General features: G+C 41.4%; 14 protein-coding genes. 6 read left to right on the top strand and 8 right to left on the bottom strand.

Going from position 1 to position 16201, the window contains the following annotated elements; translation table 11 throughout:
- Positions 1–503: 503 nt before the first annotated feature.
- Entirely contained in the window at positions 504–2186 is a 1683-nt protein-coding gene (gene ettA / locus MusilaSJ_RS20670; RefSeq protein ID WP_176628032.1) for an energy-dependent translational throttle protein EttA, read from the top strand.
- A 144-nt stretch (positions 2187–2330) separates the two neighbouring features.
- Positions 2331–2690 carry an SMI1/KNR4 family protein gene (locus MusilaSJ_RS20665; RefSeq protein ID WP_274986719.1) on the top strand — a complete coding sequence of 120 codons (360 nt, stop codon included), beginning with the start codon at positions 2331–2333 and terminating at the stop codon, positions 2688–2690.
- 110 nt (positions 2691–2800) lie between these two features.
- On the opposite strand, the gene MusilaSJ_RS20660 is transcribed toward MusilaSJ_RS20665, so the two are convergent.
- The 4 genes from MusilaSJ_RS20660 to recG all read right to left on the bottom strand — a co-directional run bounded on the left by MusilaSJ_RS20660 (position 2801) and on the right by recG (position 9068).
- On the bottom strand, positions 2801–3610 hold the full coding sequence (locus tag MusilaSJ_RS20660) for an SDR family oxidoreductase (protein WP_274986718.1): 810 nt from the start codon (positions 3608–3610) through the stop codon (positions 2801–2803).
- Between the two features lie 257 nt (positions 3611–3867).
- Positions 3868–5190: an MFS transporter gene (locus MusilaSJ_RS20655; protein ID WP_274986717.1), complete on the bottom strand. Its 1323-nt coding sequence runs from the start codon at positions 5188–5190 to the stop codon at positions 3868–3870.
- Positions 5191–5325: 135 nt separating this feature from the next.
- Complete coding sequence (locus MusilaSJ_RS20650; protein ID WP_274986716.1) at positions 5326–6708, bottom strand: M20/M25/M40 family metallo-hydrolase; 1383 nt, start codon at positions 6706–6708, stop codon at positions 5326–5328.
- Between the two features lie 260 nt (positions 6709–6968).
- A complete protein-coding gene (gene recG / locus MusilaSJ_RS20645) occupies positions 6969–9068 on the bottom strand; it encodes an ATP-dependent DNA helicase RecG (protein WP_274986715.1) in 2100 nt (699 codons plus the stop codon).
- 106 nt (positions 9069–9174) lie between these two features.
- On the opposite strand from recG, the gene MusilaSJ_RS20640 reads away from it, so the two are divergent.
- Positions 9175–9351 carry a hypothetical protein gene (locus tag MusilaSJ_RS20640; protein ID WP_274986714.1) on the top strand — a complete coding sequence of 59 codons (177 nt, stop codon included), beginning with the start codon at positions 9175–9177 and terminating at the stop codon, positions 9349–9351.
- 95 nt (positions 9352–9446) lie between these two features.
- On the opposite strand, the gene MusilaSJ_RS20635 is transcribed toward MusilaSJ_RS20640, so the two are convergent.
- The 3 genes from MusilaSJ_RS20635 to MusilaSJ_RS20630 form a co-directional block, all read right to left on the bottom strand.
- Positions 9447–9824: a RidA family protein gene (locus tag MusilaSJ_RS20635; RefSeq protein ID WP_274986713.1), complete on the bottom strand. Its 378-nt coding sequence runs from the start codon at positions 9822–9824 to the stop codon at positions 9447–9449.
- The gene (locus MusilaSJ_RS28020; RefSeq protein ID WP_162997005.1) at positions 9821–9964 is read right to left on the bottom strand and encodes a DUF6728 family protein; all 144 of its coding nucleotides are present in this window, start codon (positions 9962–9964) and stop codon (positions 9821–9823) included. Before MusilaSJ_RS28020 ends, MusilaSJ_RS20635 begins: the two co-directional genes overlap by 4 nt.
- A gap of 137 nt (positions 9965–10101) precedes the next feature.
- Positions 10102–11466, bottom strand: coding sequence for an OmpA family protein (locus tag MusilaSJ_RS20630; RefSeq protein WP_274986712.1), 1365 nt, complete (start codon positions 11464–11466; stop codon positions 10102–10104).
- Between the two features lie 148 nt (positions 11467–11614).
- Here MusilaSJ_RS20630 and MusilaSJ_RS20625 point away from each other — a divergent pair, with 148 nt between their 5' ends.
- A complete protein-coding gene (locus MusilaSJ_RS20625; RefSeq protein WP_274986711.1) occupies positions 11615–12904 on the top strand; it encodes an aminopeptidase P N-terminal domain-containing protein in 1290 nt (429 codons plus the stop codon).
- Between the two features lie 70 nt (positions 12905–12974).
- Here MusilaSJ_RS20625 and meaB read toward each other — a convergent pair whose 3' ends face one another.
- Positions 12975–13859: a methylmalonyl Co-A mutase-associated GTPase MeaB gene (meaB, locus tag MusilaSJ_RS20620; RefSeq protein WP_274986710.1), complete on the bottom strand. Its 885-nt coding sequence runs from the start codon at positions 13857–13859 to the stop codon at positions 12975–12977.
- Positions 13860–14199: 340 nt separating this feature from the next.
- On the opposite strand from meaB, the gene MusilaSJ_RS20615 reads away from it, so the two are divergent.
- Positions 14200–15213 (top strand): glycosyltransferase family 9 protein, encoded by a 1014-nt coding sequence (locus MusilaSJ_RS20615; RefSeq protein WP_274986709.1) that lies wholly within the window; start codon positions 14200–14202, stop codon positions 15211–15213.
- On the top strand, positions 15206–16201 hold the full coding sequence (locus MusilaSJ_RS20610) for a glycosyltransferase family 2 protein (RefSeq protein WP_274986708.1): 996 nt from the start codon (positions 15206–15208) through the stop codon (positions 16199–16201). The genes MusilaSJ_RS20615 and MusilaSJ_RS20610 overlap by 8 nt, the downstream gene beginning before the upstream one ends.

The raw sequence follows: 16201 nt of genomic DNA, 5'->3' as shown, positions 1-16201 counted from the left end.
CGCCCTAATGTATAAATTATGTTTTTACAAATTACGACGCCTGTTTACTTTCATCAACAATATTGCCAACATTTAATGCTTTGCAGAAACAGACATTGTAATGATACGCAATGTATCAAAGTTTGGCATCAATCAACAGTTTTTATCTGAAAAGCCCGCTAACAAGCATTTTTTTTACAATATACGAACGAAACTTACCTGTTTGATATAAATATCCTAAAAAAGTTTAAACAAATTTCAAATATTTAATAACATTTCCACCTTTTAAGGCATTTCGTCATAAACATGACAATTAGGCATTAGCCATCAGGTATCGTCATATAACTTATATACGGGAAACCCGTAGTGATGGTTGTGCCCTTCGCTTAAGATTCAATTAAATTTAAATTAACATTATAACTCAAAAAACAACTTAAAATTACTATCCCCCAAATCATTAATCTACAGCTTCCGTTTCATCTATTTTAGCCATATTTGAATTTCTATTTATTGATCCAATTATAATGGCAGACGAAAAGATAATTTTTTCAATGGCCGGGGTTAGCAAAGTTTATCCCCCGCAAAAAACAGTATTAAAAAACATATACCTGTCGTTTTTTTACGGCGCAAAAATTGGCGTTATCGGTTTAAATGGTTCCGGTAAATCGTCATTGCTCAAAATTATTGCAGGTATTGATAAAACTAATATAGGCGAAGTGGTGTTTTCACCGGGTTATACCGTTGGCTACCTGAGCCAGGAACCGGAACTTGACCCTGAAAAAACCGTGCGCGAAATAGTTGAGGAAGGTGTTTCTGAAACTACTGCCTTATTAAAGGAGTACGAGGAGATCAACGAAAAATTCGGTCTTCCTGAATATTACGAAGATGCCGATGCCATGGAGAAACTCATGAACCGCCAGGGTGAATTGCAGGATAAAATTGATGCTGTAAACGCCTGGGAATTGGACAGCAAACTGGAACGCGCAATGGATGCCCTCCGCTGCCCGGAGCCTGATACCAAAATTTCAGTACTATCAGGAGGCGAGCGCCGTCGTGTGGCATTATGTCGCCTGTTATTAAAAGAACCGGATGTTTTGTTGCTGGATGAACCTACCAACCACCTTGATGCTGAATCTATTGATTGGCTGGAACAACATTTACAACAATATAAGGGAACAGTTATCGCGGTAACGCACGACAGGTATTTCCTCGACAACGTAGCCGGCTGGATCCTGGAGCTTGACCGTGGAGAAGGTATCCCATGGAAAGGAAATTATTCCTCATGGCTTGATCAAAAAGCCAAACGTTTGGCCCAGGAAGAAAAGAGCGAAAGCAAACGTCAGAAAACCCTGGAACGCGAGCTGGAGTGGGTACGCATGGGCCCTAAAGGCCGCCACGCTAAATCAAAAGCACGTTTAGGTAATTACGAAAAACTGGCATCCGAGGAGACTAAAGAACGTGAAGAAAAACTGGAGCTGTTCATTCCGCCAGGTCCGCGTTTGGGTAACGTAGTGATCGAGGCCAATAACGTAAGTAAATCTTATGGCGATAAATTATTGTTCGATAACCTGAGCTTCTCTTTGCCACCAGCAGGTATAGTTGGTATCATAGGCCCTAACGGCGCCGGTAAAACCACCCTGTTCCGTTTAATCACCGGGCAGGATCAGCCCGATGCCGGTACTTTCCGTGTAGGTGAAACGGTTGCTTTAGGCTATGTTGACCAGATGCATGATGATCTTGACCCTAACAAATCTGTTTGGGAAAACGTAACCGGTGGTTTGGAAACTATTATGGTGGGTAACCGCCCGCTTAACTCAAGGGCATATGTATCCAAGTTTAACTTTAACGGTGCCGATCAGCAGAAAAAGGTAGGTGTACTATCAGGCGGAGAGCGTAACCGTGTACATCTTTCCATCACACTCAAAAAAGGATCAAACGTATTGCTGCTGGATGAGCCAACCAACGATATCGACGTAAACACCCTACGTGCATTGGAAGAGGCACTGGAAAACTTTGGCGGCTGTGCCGTAGTGATCAGCCACGACCGCTGGTTCCTTGACCGTATCTGTACGCATATCCTGGCCTTTGAAGGTAACTCACAGGTTTACTTCTTTGAAGGCAACTATTCTGATTATGAAGAAAACAGGAAGAAACGTTTGGGCGATGTTGCTCCGAAAAGGATCAAGTATAAGAAGTTGACAGCGTAAAAACTTCATCTAAAGGTCGCATCTAACACAATTGATGCGGCCTTTGCTTTTATTTCTTAATTGCGGTTGTATAAGATGCTATATATAATAGAAAAACTTCAATACCTATTAAATAAATACGGGTTTGAACGGAGGTCAAAACCTTTGGAACAGAATATTTTAAACGCCCTTCCTTTTCAACTACCTGAAGACTATAAATATTACCTCGAAAATTACGGACCGTTTGGAGAGTTTATTGGCGAAAACTTTGTGCGCCTATGGCCAGGCGAAGAACTTGCAGAAGCAAATGATGGTTATGAATTTCCTGAATACAGGCCTGGTATATTAGGTATTGGCACCAACGGCGGAGGCGAATTCATTGGCATCCAATTTAGAAAAGATGGAACTCATCGTATCATTCTTTCAGATTTTCTTAATGAAGAAGAAAAATACTTTATTGAAATCGGCACATCTTTTTTAGATATGCTTATTCGATTGGATAATGGCAGAAATTGGTTTGAGTAAACCATAAACAACAATCTGCCGCGGGTTTAGCGTAGCAGTGAAAAAAGCAAAGGGACATTCTGCATTGTAGAATGTCCCTTTATATATTATACAAGCGTATAATCAGGTCACTATTTTATCCCGTAATGATCATTCATCAATTTCTCAAACAAACCGCCCGGTAAAATCGCTTTTAACGTAGGCACAATAGTTTGGCCAACCTGCCCAACAAGGTAACGGTGTTTAGGGCTTGATGAAGCTACTATCGAAACCAGTTTTTTAGCTAACGATTCCGGACTTGGGGCGATGCTTTCGTCTTTCTCCATAGCGGCAACAGCTGCGTTGTATTCAGTTTCCAGTTTATCGTTTTTGATAGGGAATTTAATTTTAGCGCGGTTTTGGCTAAAGTCAGATTTAAAATCCCCTGGGTTAAGCAGCGTTACTTTAACTCCAGTATTACGCAGTTCCATCCTCAAGCTTTGCGAATAACCTTCGATAGCGTATTTAGAAGCGCTATACATACCCTGGTATGGCAAACCGAATAAACCGGCCAATGAGCTGATGTTTACAATAAGGCCCTGGCCTTTTTCGATCATACCCGGCAATACTGCCGAACTAACACGGATCACACCAAAAAAATTAACCTCAAATTGCTGCTTGGCGCTCTCAACCGGCATAGCATAAGCCGGACCAGTTACACCGTTGCCGGCATTGTTCACCAATACGTCAATTTTTCCTTCGGCCTTAATAATGGTGTCGATTGCTGCCTTTACCGAAGCATCGTCGGTAACATCAAGTTGAACAGGTTTAAACGATACAGATTTCATGCGGTCGAGGTTACGTGATGAGCCGTAAACCGTATGGCCTGCCGCCTGCAATGCACTGGCACAAGCTAAGCCAATACCAGAAGATGCTCCTGTTACTAATATTACCTTTTTCATTGTTTGTAAGGGTGAGTTGTTTTATTGTTTATTGATTTGATGATGCCGTTTTTTGGCAACGTAAAGATGTGAATTTATAATGCAGCAAAACAAGGGGATAGCTTAAAAATAATGCTGGCTACATGAAAAATTCATGATAATTGGCTTAAAGTTGACCTGTCAGTCTGAGCCTGTCGAAGACTCGCGCGCAGAGGCCTGCCCACCATGCTTCGACAAGCTCAGCATGACATCTGCTTTTGCCGTGTTGAGGAACGACTTTACGCCTCCTTTATCCCCTCTTCACCCGGCGCATGGATCTGCTGTAATGATAACGGGATCAATTTCTTAGTTTTCAGATAAGTAATGCCAACTATAATCATCGTCATGCTCCCACCAAATAACACCGAGGGAACTGTACCCAGCAGTTGCGCAGCAGTACCCGATTCAAAAGCACCAATCTCGTTTGAGGAACCGATAAACATTTGGTTCACGGCCGATACCCTGCCGCGCATATGATCAGGCGTTAAAAGTTGCATCAGTGTACCACGAATGATCACACTGATGCTATCAAAAGCTCCTTCAGTAAATATAAATAATAGCGAGAGGTAAAAATTAGTTGATAAACCAAAACATATGATTGACAAACCAAAACCGGTCACCGCAATAAGCAGGTTACGCCACGGCTTGCCCATCGGCGAAAAACGTGTCATCACCAACATAGTTAACACCGCCCCTAATGATGACATCGCCCTCATGATACCCAGTCCCTCAGCACCTACTTTTAATATTTCATTGGCAAAAACAGGCAGCAAAGCCACCGCACCACCAAAAAATACCGAAAACAGATCGAGGCTCATAGCGCCGATCATCATTTTGTTTCCAAACACAAAATGAATCCCTTCCGAAAGGCTTTTCCAGATACTTTCTTTAGGAACATATTGCGCCGGATATTGACGCAGCATGTATACCAATACCAGTGATACTAATAATAAAAATAGGATACAGCTAAACGTAGCGGTAATACCACTTAAGCCCGGTATTACTTTATCCGCATAACCGTATATTAAACCACCTGCTGCCGGGCCCAAAATAGATGCCACCTGCCAGCTGCTACTGCTCCAGGTACTGCCATTTGGATACAATTCTTTTGGGATACTGTTAGCGTAAATGGTGAATGTTGCCGGGCCATAAAAGGCACGCGCCACACCATTACAAAATATCATAGCGTACATAATAGGTACAATCCAACCAGTATGAATAATACCGCTCATGCTTTTGAGTGTTACGGTAAACATCACCAGGGATGTCAGTAACACTCCACTAAAGATCAGCAAAAGCATTTTTCGCTTTTCAGATTTATCGGCGATATAGCCGCCGTACAAAGCAATACCAATAGCCGGAATAGCCTCGCACAAGCCAATAAGGCCGAGGGCTATTTTACTATGGGTGATACTGTAAATATAAAAGCCGAGGACTACGGCTTGCATGGAATATGCAAAGGTGAAACAAAAACGCATGCCTATGTAAGATCTGAAATCTTTATAACGCAATGCTGCAAAGGAGTCTACTTTCCGGGGTTTACTATCGCCTTCTTCGGTCACTATTTATTATTTTTTAGATGTGCCGCAAAGGTAGCTATTTTTGAACCTTGATTTTTAGGATTAGAGGATTATCATGAATTTTATACAAATGGCCAGGGTTCACGCCCATCTTCTAATCCTAAAAATCAGGGTTCCTTACAATCCGTGCTGATCTATCAAATAAATTAACGCTGCCATGCCAGCCGCACCCAGTTCAAGCTCACGTTTGTTCACGTTTTCAAAAACGTCTTTAGCGGTATGGTGCAAGTCGAAATATCGTTGTGAATCCGGGCGAAAGCCGATCAGTACTACGCCTGGTAAAGTTTCTTTCATCGGCTCGATATCAGTTCCTGCACCACCTATGGTCAACTTGTCAACATCGTAAGGTTCCAGTATTGATTTGAAGTTATCGTTTACCTTTTTGATAAAATCTTTTGATACATTGGCAAAGCTGAATCCACGAGGCGTAAAGCCGCCTTCGTCTGTTTCGATTGCCGCAATGTGTTGCTCCTTGTTTTGGGCAGCCAGTTCGGCGTATTTAGTGCCGCCTTTATGACCATTCTCCTCGTTCATGAAAAGCACGGCGCGTACCGAGTTTTTAGGTTTATAACCTACTGCCTTAAAAATGCGCAATACTTCAACCGACTGCATGACTCCGGTACCGTCGTCATGTGCACCTTCGGCCAAATCCCATGAATCAAGGTGGCCGCCAACGGTAATAAATTTGTTAGGATTTTCAGAGCCGGTTATTTCGCCAATAACGTTATATGATTTCACATCAGGCAGTAACTCGCAATTTTGCTTAAAGTATAATTTTGCCGCCGGGAATTTCCTCAACTTAAGCATAGCGCTCAACTTATTGGCTGCTTTTGTAGAGATGGCCGCGGCCGGAATCATTTTGCTGCCCGGTGCAGCAAGGGTAGCGCCGGTATGCGGATAATCATCGATGATTTCAGTAAGCGAACGTACTATTACACCGGCTGCACCAAGTTTGGCGGCTACGGCCGGTCCCATAAAACGCTGATCGCCTGCTGTGCCGTAGGCCATACCTGTTTCAATAAAACGCGGATCGAACGCGCGGTTAAAGAAAACGATCTTTCCTTTCACCACACTCTCGCCAAGACCCTCAAGTTCTTTTATGCTGTTAACCTCGATAACATTAGCTGTAATACCTGCTTTAGGCGTTGCTATTGACATACCCAGGGCAACAATTGGTACCGGGATGCGGGTTTTGCCATCAATAATAGCGGCCTCCTCTTTCGCTCCGCGTACCCAATGCGGCACCATTACTTCCTGCAGGTAAACTTTATCGAAACCATAACCATCCATCAGCTCTTTACTCCAGTCGACAGCCTTTTGAGCATTGGCAGAGCCGCTGAGGCGCTGACCTATGTTTTTGCACAAATAATGGAGATTTTCATAACACCGGCCGTTAACCAATGCTTCGTCATACATTTTGCGGATAGCTAATGAGTCCTGTGCCTTAACTTGTGTGCACAGCAATGCAGCAACAGAAAATAATAAAGTAAATTTCTTCATATATAAATAGTAAGATCAGTTTTAACAAATGTACTATTTGAGCAGTAAAGAGCGAAGAGCGGCGGGAACTATAATTAAAAGAAGGCATTCAAACCACAAAACGCTAAAAAACCAATAACTACGGGGTGGGCTGGCCTGGCCCTCCTGAGCCTGCCGAAGGGTCGCGCGCAGAGGCCCCCACCATGCTTCGAGAGCCAACCCATGACATCTGTTTTTACTCGTCATACAAACAAAAAAGCAAAATGATGACGATTAATCCCTTAAGATATCTTATCCCAACTCAACCCTGCGTTCTTTACTTCAAAGGCATGATGCAAAATCTGGTTTTCAGGATGCGCCAGTTGCGGGTCTTTTTCAAAAATGGTTTCAACACATTTGCGTACCTTGAAAAGTAACTCCTGATCGGTAGCCAGGTTGGCCAGTTTCAGATCAACTACGCCACTTTGCTGGGTGCCTTCAATATTGCCGGGCCCCCGCAACTGCAGATCTATCTCCGAAATTTCAAAACCATTGTTGGTTTTTACCATGGTGTCCAGCCTGATCTTGCCGTCGTTGCTCAATTTGTGACTGCTCATCAAAATACAATAGGATTGTTCCGCCCCGCGCCCAACCCGGCCTCTTAGCTGGTGCAATTGCGATAGCCCAAAACGCTCGGCATTTTCAATGATCATCACCGAAGCATTTGGTACGTTTACCCCTACTTCTATTACGGTAGTGGCCACCATGATCTGCGTTTCGCCTTTAATAAAACGCTGCATTTCAAAATCTTTCTCGGCAGGCTTCATTTTGCCGTGTACAATACTAAGCCGGTAGTCAGGCAGCGGAAACTCGCGCGACATGGCCTCGATACCGTCCTGCAGGTTTTTAAGGTCGAGCTTTTCACTTTCCTGGATCAGCGGATATACTACATAGATCTGCCTGTCCAATGCTATCTCCCGTTTCATAAAACCAAACATCCGCAAGCGCTGATTTTCATAAAAATGAACCGTTTGGATAGGCTTACGCCCGGCCGGCAACTGGTCAATAACTGACACATCAAGGTCGCCATATAGTGTCATGGCCAGTGTACGGGGGATAGGTGTAGCCGTCATCACCAATATATGCGGCGGAACAGCGTTTTTTCGCCAAAGTTTGGCCCGCTGCTCCACACCAAAGCGGTGTTGTTCATCAATTACCACAAAGCCAAGATTTTTAAACTGTACTTTGTCTTCAATAAGGGCGTGTGTGCCAACCAGTATTTTAAGTATACCTTCTTCAAGCTTCTGATGCAATACCTTACGGTCCTTTTGCCTGGTTGAACCGGTTAATAAGGCTACTTCAATGAAATCATCGCCCACGAGGCTTTTAATGGTTTGATAATGCTGGTTGGCCAGGATCTCGGTAGGAGCCATAATACAGGTTTGGAAACCATTATCAATAGCTATTAACATGCTCATCAGCGCTACTACGGTTTTACCGCTGCCCACATCACCTTGAAGCAGACGATTCATTTGTATGCCCCGTTGGGTATCCTGTCTTATCTCCTTCAGCACCCGCTTCTGCGGATCGGTTAAGGTAAAAGGCAGCTTGTGATGATAAAACTCATTAAAATAATCACCAACTTTATCAAATACATTCCCTTTAAACTTTTGCGTATGAAGCAGTTTATTTTTAAGTAATTTAAGCTGAAGCAGAAACAACTCTTCAAACTTCAAACGGTGTAATGCTTCATTAAGAAGTGTAGCATCAGCCGGGAAATGAATGTTGCGGTAAGCATCGGCCCGGTTCAGGAGTTTAAACTGGTTTATAATGTATAAAGGCAGGTTTTCGCGGATGTCCTTAGCATGCAGATCAAGCAATACAGCGGTAAGTTTTTGAATCCCTTTGCTATCCAGCGAAAACTGTTTGAGCTTTTCTGTTGAGTTGTAAACAGGTTGTAAGGATAGGTTGCCCTGTTTTTGGGCACCCGGCATATATAACTCCATTTCGGGATGCGCCATCTGTGGCATCATGTTAAAAAAGCCTGGCTTACCAAACAGGGTATAAACTTTACCGGGGATAATGGTTTTCTCTATCCAGTTAATGCCCTTAAACCATACCAGCTCAATAATACCAGTATCATCTTTGGCTTTTACCACCAGGCGGCGGCTTTGCTTTTCGCCAACAATTTCTTTGTTGATAATCCGGGCAAGCACCTGTACATAAGGCAGTTCTTCGCGAATCTCCCGTACCTTGTAAAAGCGGGTACGGTCAATATACCTGAACGGGAAATGGCGCAACAGATCTTCAAAGGTGTGCAGTTCAAGTTCCTTTTTCAAAACCTCGGCCCTCGACTGGCCTACACCTTTTAAATATACAAGTGGGGTTTGAAAAGGGTTCATTGATTATAGCAATTTAAGTCTCTGTCTGTGGTAGTTGGAGAATTATAGATTGTGCTGTTTTTAAAAATGATAATACTTGACAAAGCTAAATTGAAGAATTTACAGAATGCAAAGAGAAACCAATGAACCCTTCAATCAATTTGATCCAGACCCCGATTATTCAAAATCCGAAATCGAAAGTACCAATTCCGAAATCAACACCGGGGCGTTGCCTGCGGCCGGGCTATCCGCTCATACGCTTGCAGGCCTTAGGCCGCAGGCTTGTACCCGCTTCTATCCCTAACGCGTTTAGTCCGAATCAGAATTTAGGAATTTACAGGATGCTAAAAGAATCCAATAAATCCTGAAATCGAAAATCCGAATTCCGAAATCAAAATATTATTTAACCGCGATAACCGAGATCTCAACATTTACTCCCTTAGGCAAAGCTGAAACCTGGATAGTTTCTCGGGCCGGAAAATCGGCAGTAAAATAGGTTCCGTAAACTTCGTTAACCTGTACGAAATTTTGCAGATCGGTTAAGAAGATACTGGTTTTTACTATGTTATCGAAACCTAAACCGGCTTCGGTTAAAATAGCTTTGATATTTTCCATTACCTGCGCAGCCTCAGCTTTGATGTCACTGCCGATAAGTTCGCCGCTTAGCGGATCGATAGGAATCTGGCCCGAAACAAATAAAAAACCGCCGGCTAAAGTAGCCTGGCTATATGGCCCTATAGGGGCAGGTGCATTGTTGGTATTGATGATTGTTTTCATTTTTTAAGTATAAATACCTGTACCAGTTTCCAGATAATCCCGGCCAGGAACATAATTATAGCCAATGCATTGATAAAATGCATTACCCTCAAATTAAAATTATCAGGTCTGTTAGGGTCTTTTTTTCTGAAGAAATACATTACACAAACTTACATAAAATTTTGCCTCTGTAAACCTATAGCTATTATATAAGGTATGGCTATCAAATACAAAACCTTATAAAATAAAGAAGGCTCCGGGTTATCCGGAGCCTTCGCAAACAATATTTAATCAAATATTATTTCTTTTTGAATTGAACACGACGGTTAAGTACGCGGCCTTCTTCAGTTGAGTTGTCAGCAATTGGGTTAGTTTCACCGTAACCTTTTACTTTCACTTTCTTAGCATCAACACCAGAGTTAACTAAGTAAGTTTTTACTGAGTTAGCACGGTCTTTTGATAAAGATAAGTTGTGAGCAGCAGTACCTTCAGATGAAGCGAAACCGTCAACTTCAACAGCTGAACCAGATGAACGCAAATCAGCTGAAGTTGCATCTAACACTGGGTAAGATGAAGTACGTAATACTGAGCTGTCAAATTCAAACTGGATGTTTGAGTAAGCAGTAGCAGCCGGAGCAGCAGTTGAATCAGCTTTAGGGAATACGATAACGCAACCAGAACCATCAACTACGCTACCTGCAGCAGTACCTGGGCATTTGTCAAACTGATCAGCAACACCGTCACCGTCAGAGTCTTTTTTCAGGTCGTTAACAGCAGTTTCAACGTTAGCAACACGGCCTTTTAAAGCTTCAACTTCCTGACGCAAAGCTGCATCATACAGTTCGTCATACATCATAGCAACCGGGTTAACCCACTCCAATACTGGCTTTGATTTTGAACCTAAAGTGAATTCTAAACCAGCGTAACCGTATGAGTAGTGGTCTTTAGTAGGATACTTCCTATTGAAACCATCAAGGTTATCACCGTCAACATAATTTTGAGTATAACCTAAATCTAAAGCAACGGCATCGCTTAAACGGAATTTCACACCTGCACCTACAGGGATAACCAATTCCTTTACGTAATGGGTACCATCAGTACCGTTGTTTTTGAAATGACCGGTTACTTGGGTTCCATTGTTAATCCTTGTAATAGTTGGATCGTACATCGCTAAACCAAAACCACCTTTAAAGTAGAAGTTAACAGCATTTTTACGACGAATGAAATCGATAGTAGCAACGTTAACAACCGCACTTAAGCTTCCCTGCCAAAATTTGGTATCATAGCTAACATAACTATCACGATAAGTACCGCCGGTACCATCATTTTCGCCTTTAATTTTACCGCCGTTCAGGTCTAATTGTAAAGCAAAAGAATGTGCTAATTGCTCTTTCAATGAAATACCATAACCAAGGCTAAGTTTTTTCTTTTGGAAATCGCTTGAACCACCGGTTGCTAATGATTGTGAGGTAACACCACCATTTACACCAATGCTAAATTTCCTGTACTGGCCTAAACCACCAAATACCTTAGCGGTTGAGGTTTCAGATGACGTTGTAGTTGCCGTTGTTTTGGTTGAATCGGTTTGCGCGTTCGCCAAACCTGCAACCATCAAAGAAGCAAATGACAATGCGACTGTTTTCTTTAATGTAGAATAATTCATAGTTTTTAAGATTAAACGATTTTAATTGTGATTTTTTTCAAATTTAGTAATTATGTTTGAATCCATGACCAAACATTGTTCCAAAAATTGTAATAGTTACACAAATAACTAAAAAAAAATGATTTAATAAAATATTCAACCGATAAATATGAAATATCTGCCGATAAAAAATAGCTTATTTACAAATAATAGAAAAAATTTCGTTTCAAGAACAAAACCCAATTCAATCGCTATTTTTCATGCCAATGACGAGTTCCCGCGCAGTGGTGATCAGGCATTTATGTTTAAACAAAACCCGGATTTTTTTTACCTAACGGGCATTGATCAGGAACAAAGCATCCTGGTTTTGTACCCCGATTGTCCTAATAAAGCATACAGAGAAGTACTTTTTTTAAGACAAACCAACGAACATATAGCCATTTGGGAGGGCCACAAATACACTAAAGAGGAAGCACGCGAAGCATCGGGCATTGAAAGTATTTTTTGGCTGAATGAATATGATACCATACTCCATAGCATTATTAACTATAGCGAAAATATTTACATCAACACTAATGAAAATGACAGGTACGCCCATACTGTTCCATATCGCGATTACCGCATGTATGAAGCTCTTAAATTAAAGTACCCGCTTCATAATTACACCCGTTCGGCGCCAATTTTACGCGATCTCAGGGTAATAAAGTCAGATATCGAAATAGAGCTCACACAAAAAGCCTGTGATATTACACGTGATGCTTTTGTACGTATTTTAAAATATATCAAACCCGGTGTAACCGAGTATGAAATTGAAGCTGAGATTATTCATGAATTCATCAGGCAGCGTGCTACGGGCCATGCTTACAATCCCATTATTGCTTCGGGCGCCAACGCTATTGTGCTACATTATAATGATAATAACCAGGTATGTAACAAGGGTGATGTAATACTGCTTGATTTTGGTGCCGAATATGGCAACTATAATGCTGATATGACCCGGTCAATACCAGTTAGCGGCCGTTTCACTGAGCGTCAGCGCCAGGTTTATAATGCCGTTTTAAAGGTGATGCGGGAAGCTACAAAACTCATTGTGGCAGGCACCATATGGAATGACTACCAGGAGGAAGTTGGTAAAATCATGACGGGAGAACTTATCAGCCTGGGCTTGCTTGACAGGCATGATGTTGAAAAACAGGATAAGAACGCACCACTGTATAAAAAATACTTCATGCATGGCACCTCGCATCACCTGGGCCTGGATGTTCATGACTATGCAAGCCGATATAAACCTTTTGAGGCAGGGAATATACTAACCTGCGAGCCAGGAATTTACATTGCAGCAGAGGGGTTGGGTATCCGCCTCGAAAACAATATCCTCATTACCAGCACCGGTAATATAGATTTAATGGGCAGCATCCCGGTTGAAGCAGAACACATTGAAGAAATTATGAACAGTTAAAACTCACCTTAAATTTATATAAACAAAAAAGCTCCATCTGTATTTTTTTTTACATTAAGCTATCAAATAACTATACATAAGTATCCACAAAACTATACAGGTTAAAATTTCCGGCCTCCAAAGCTTTAGCTATATCAAGCTGAAGCTTTTTTTTATCGATTCCAGTCATCATTTTTTGTTGAATAAGTTTGTATACTTTTTCGGTCAGCAGCAATTTACGCCTGTTGTTTTGCTTTAAATTGGTGTGTTGTATAAAGGCGGCTATATCCCCGAGCCCCTGGTTTTGAGACGCTATAGTTTTAAAAATGGGCGGCGGCCCATCAACGCTGTGTCCAATGATCTTTTTTAAGTTATTGGAAAAAACATCGGCCCCTTCCCGATCAGCTTTATTGATAATAAAAGCATCAGCAATTTCCATCAAGCCCGATTTAATATGCTGGATCTCGTCGCCTGCCTCAGGCACCAATACAACCAGCGTAATATCGGCAAGGCCGGTAATTTCAATTTCAGACTGACCTACGCCTACTGTTTCAATCAGCACATAATCGAACCCGGAGGCCCTTAGCACATCGGCCATCTCAATAGTTTTTGCTGACAAGCCGCCTAAAGAGCCCCGTGTGGCTAATGATCGGATAAAAACATCGGGATGATTAAAATGGGATGCCATCCTGATCCTGTCACCAAGCAATGAGCCAAAATTAAACGGCGATGTGGGGTCAATGGCCAGTACAGCTACTTTTTTTTCAGCTCTTAAAAGTATATCAATAATACCGTTTACCAGGGTGCTTTTACCTGCACCCGGTGGACCCGTGATGCCAATAACCGGGCAGTTTTTATCAAGCTTAAGGCTTTTAAGCAATGCACCGCTGCCATTAAGATCATTCTCAACGATAGTTAACGCGCGCGCAATTACACGAAAATTTAATTGACCAACGATATTTTGATGCAAGTTCAAAGCAAATGAGGATAACGCTCAAATCTACCTATTATATCACAAACAACTATAAGCAATATTTAAACTACACCGGATGAAATTTGATTCGTTTGCCTGAACTCACAGACATCATATTCTTATTATATTAATGTAAGAAACTAATACTTAGGCAGAAGATTAATAATTGAAAAATATAAATTATTGATCAAATAAATAAGATATCTATAAAACATCATAAATAATAAGATGCACATTAAGTATGCCATGATATAAAATTACATTAACCCTGTAACAGATTTAATCTTATCATTGCAAATTAATGTGTAAGATTTTATCAATCCGCACGTAATTAATTAAAACAATGGCTGATATCAATCATATCAAAACACCTCATATATTAATTAGCAGAGTTGATGCCATTGGAGATGTTGTGCTTACACTCCCCATGGCCGCTTATCTAAAAATATTGCTACCAGGCGCAACAATATCCTTTTTAGGTCGTACCTATACCCAGCCGGTGATTAAAACATGCCAGGCTGTTGATGAATTTATCAATTACGATGAGCTTAAAAAACTATCGGCCGATGAGCAGATGGCTTTTTTAAAAAGCAAAAATATAGATGCAATTATTCATGTATTGCCCAATAAACATATTGCCAGAATAGCAAAACAGGCAGGTATTAAACTCCGGATCGGAACAACCAACAGGATATTTCATTGGCACACCTGTAACAAGCTGGTAAAATTAAGCCGTAAAAAATCAGATCTGCATGAGGCGCAGCTCAACCTGGTCCTCTTAAAACCATTAGGCCTTGAGCATGTACCTTCTTTACCTGAAATTATAGCACATAATAATTTCCAAAATAATGTTGAGCTTACGCCAGCTTTGGAAGCTGTACTTGCAAACGATAAATTTAACCTGATCATTCATCCAAAATCACATGGCAGCGGTATGGAGTGGGGGCTGGATAATTTTGCGGAACTGATAAACCGTTTATCCGGCGGGCAATTTAACATTATTATAACAGGCTCAGACAAAGAAATGGATGTCCTTAAAAACTGGATAAAAACCCTGCCCGTCCATGTATTGGATATGACCGGCAAAATGTCGCTGAGTGAGCTCATTGGTTTCATATTTAATGCAGACGGATTACTTGCTTCGGGTACAGGACCGCTGCATCTGGCCGCGGCGGCAGGTATTAATACGCTGGGGCTGTTCCCTTCTTTACGGCCTATCCATCCGGGCAGATGGGGACCGCTCGGAAAAAAAGCCGGTTATTTGGAAAGCCATACCGATAACCTGGATGTCATAACACCAGATATCGTTGCCGAAAAAATTGCTACATGGTATGATAATAAATTCAGCAATGTATAATACCCATATTAAGAAAGGTATATCCGTAGTAATACCCAATTATAACGGGGCCAGATTATTAGCAGAAAATCTGCCTTCGGTATATGCAGCACTGAAAAGCAGCGGGCTTAATCATGAGATTATTGTTAGCGACGATGCATCAACAGACAACAGTGTTGAATTCATCAGGGCAAACTATCCCGATATTGTCCTGATCTGCAACCATACAAACGCCGGTTTTTCTGTTAACATTAACAGAGGTATAGCCGCGGCAAAGCTCGAATTGGTATTGTTGCTTAATAGCGATATAAAACCTGGCGAAAATTATTTTGAACAACAAATAAAATACTTTGACCATCCCGATACTTTTGGCGTAATGGGTAAGATCATTGATGAAGGCTCAGGCAATGTTGCCGAATCATGTAAATATCCTTTATTCTCCTTTTTTAAGGTCAACCATTTTAAAAATATATCCATTGATTTCGCCGCTGAGGCTTACTCATACTATCTAAGCGGGGCCAATGCACTGGTAAGCCGCGATAAGCTTAACGAGCTTAACGGTTTTAACGAGATTTTTTCACCATTTTATCATGAAGATATCGACCTGTCATTAAGAGCCTGGGAAAATGGCTGGAAATGTTATTATGAGCCCAAAGCTGTTTGTTTCCATGCCGTTTCGGCAACTATAAAATCACATAATTCAAAAAAAAACATCAAAACTATCAGTACCCGCAATAAACTGCTGCTTCATTATTTTCATTTGGATGATATGCGCCTTTATATTTGGCAAATAATAACCATATTATCATTACCGCTGAAATGGCTTGCTGGCAAAGCTTATTATTTACAGGCATACCGCCTTTATTTGCAAAGGTTAAATGCCATGAAAGTTTATAAGCTCGCTTTTAAACAACATGCTGTCCAAAGGCAACGTTATATCCCGTATACAATAATTAAAAAACAAATAAAGACCGCACTCGATCAAATTTTAAACGCACAAACGAAATAA

Origin of the sequence: Mucilaginibacter sp. SJ, assembly GCF_028993635.1 — a bacterium.
Lineage (GTDB): Bacteria > Bacteroidota > Bacteroidia > Sphingobacteriales > Sphingobacteriaceae > Mucilaginibacter.
This window is presented reverse-complemented; position numbering and strand designations above follow the sequence as displayed.

Coding starts and splice junctions, on each gene's coding strand:
- ettA (WP_176628032.1), top strand. CDS start 504: ATGGCAGACGAAAAGATAATTTTTTCAATGGCCGGGGTTAGCAAAGTT.
- MusilaSJ_RS20660 (WP_274986718.1), bottom strand. CDS start 3,610: ATGAAAAAGGTAATATTAGTAACAGGAGCATCTTCTGGTATTGGCTTA.
- MusilaSJ_RS20650 (WP_274986716.1), bottom strand. CDS start 6,708: ATGAAGAAATTTACTTTATTATTTTCTGTTGCTGCATTGCTGTGCACA.
- recG (WP_274986715.1), bottom strand. CDS start 9,068: ATGAACCCTTTTCAAACCCCACTTGTATATTTAAAAGGTGTAGGCCAG.
- MusilaSJ_RS20640 (WP_274986714.1), top strand. CDS start 9,175: ATGCAAAGAGAAACCAATGAACCCTTCAATCAATTTGATCCAGACCCC.
- MusilaSJ_RS20635 (WP_274986713.1), bottom strand. CDS start 9,824: ATGAAAACAATCATCAATACCAACAATGCACCTGCCCCTATAGGGCCA.
- MusilaSJ_RS28020 (WP_162997005.1), bottom strand. CDS start 9,964: ATGTATTTCTTCAGAAAAAAAGACCCTAACAGACCTGATAATTTTAAT.
- MusilaSJ_RS20630 (WP_274986712.1), bottom strand. CDS start 11,466: ATGAATTATTCTACATTAAAGAAAACAGTCGCATTGTCATTTGCTTCT.
- MusilaSJ_RS20625 (WP_274986711.1), top strand. CDS start 11,615: ATGAAATATCTGCCGATAAAAAATAGCTTATTTACAAATAATAGAAAA.
- MusilaSJ_RS20615 (WP_274986709.1), top strand. CDS start 14,200: ATGGCTGATATCAATCATATCAAAACACCTCATATATTAATTAGCAGA.
- MusilaSJ_RS20610 (WP_274986708.1), top strand. CDS start 15,206: ATGTATAATACCCATATTAAGAAAGGTATATCCGTAGTAATACCCAAT.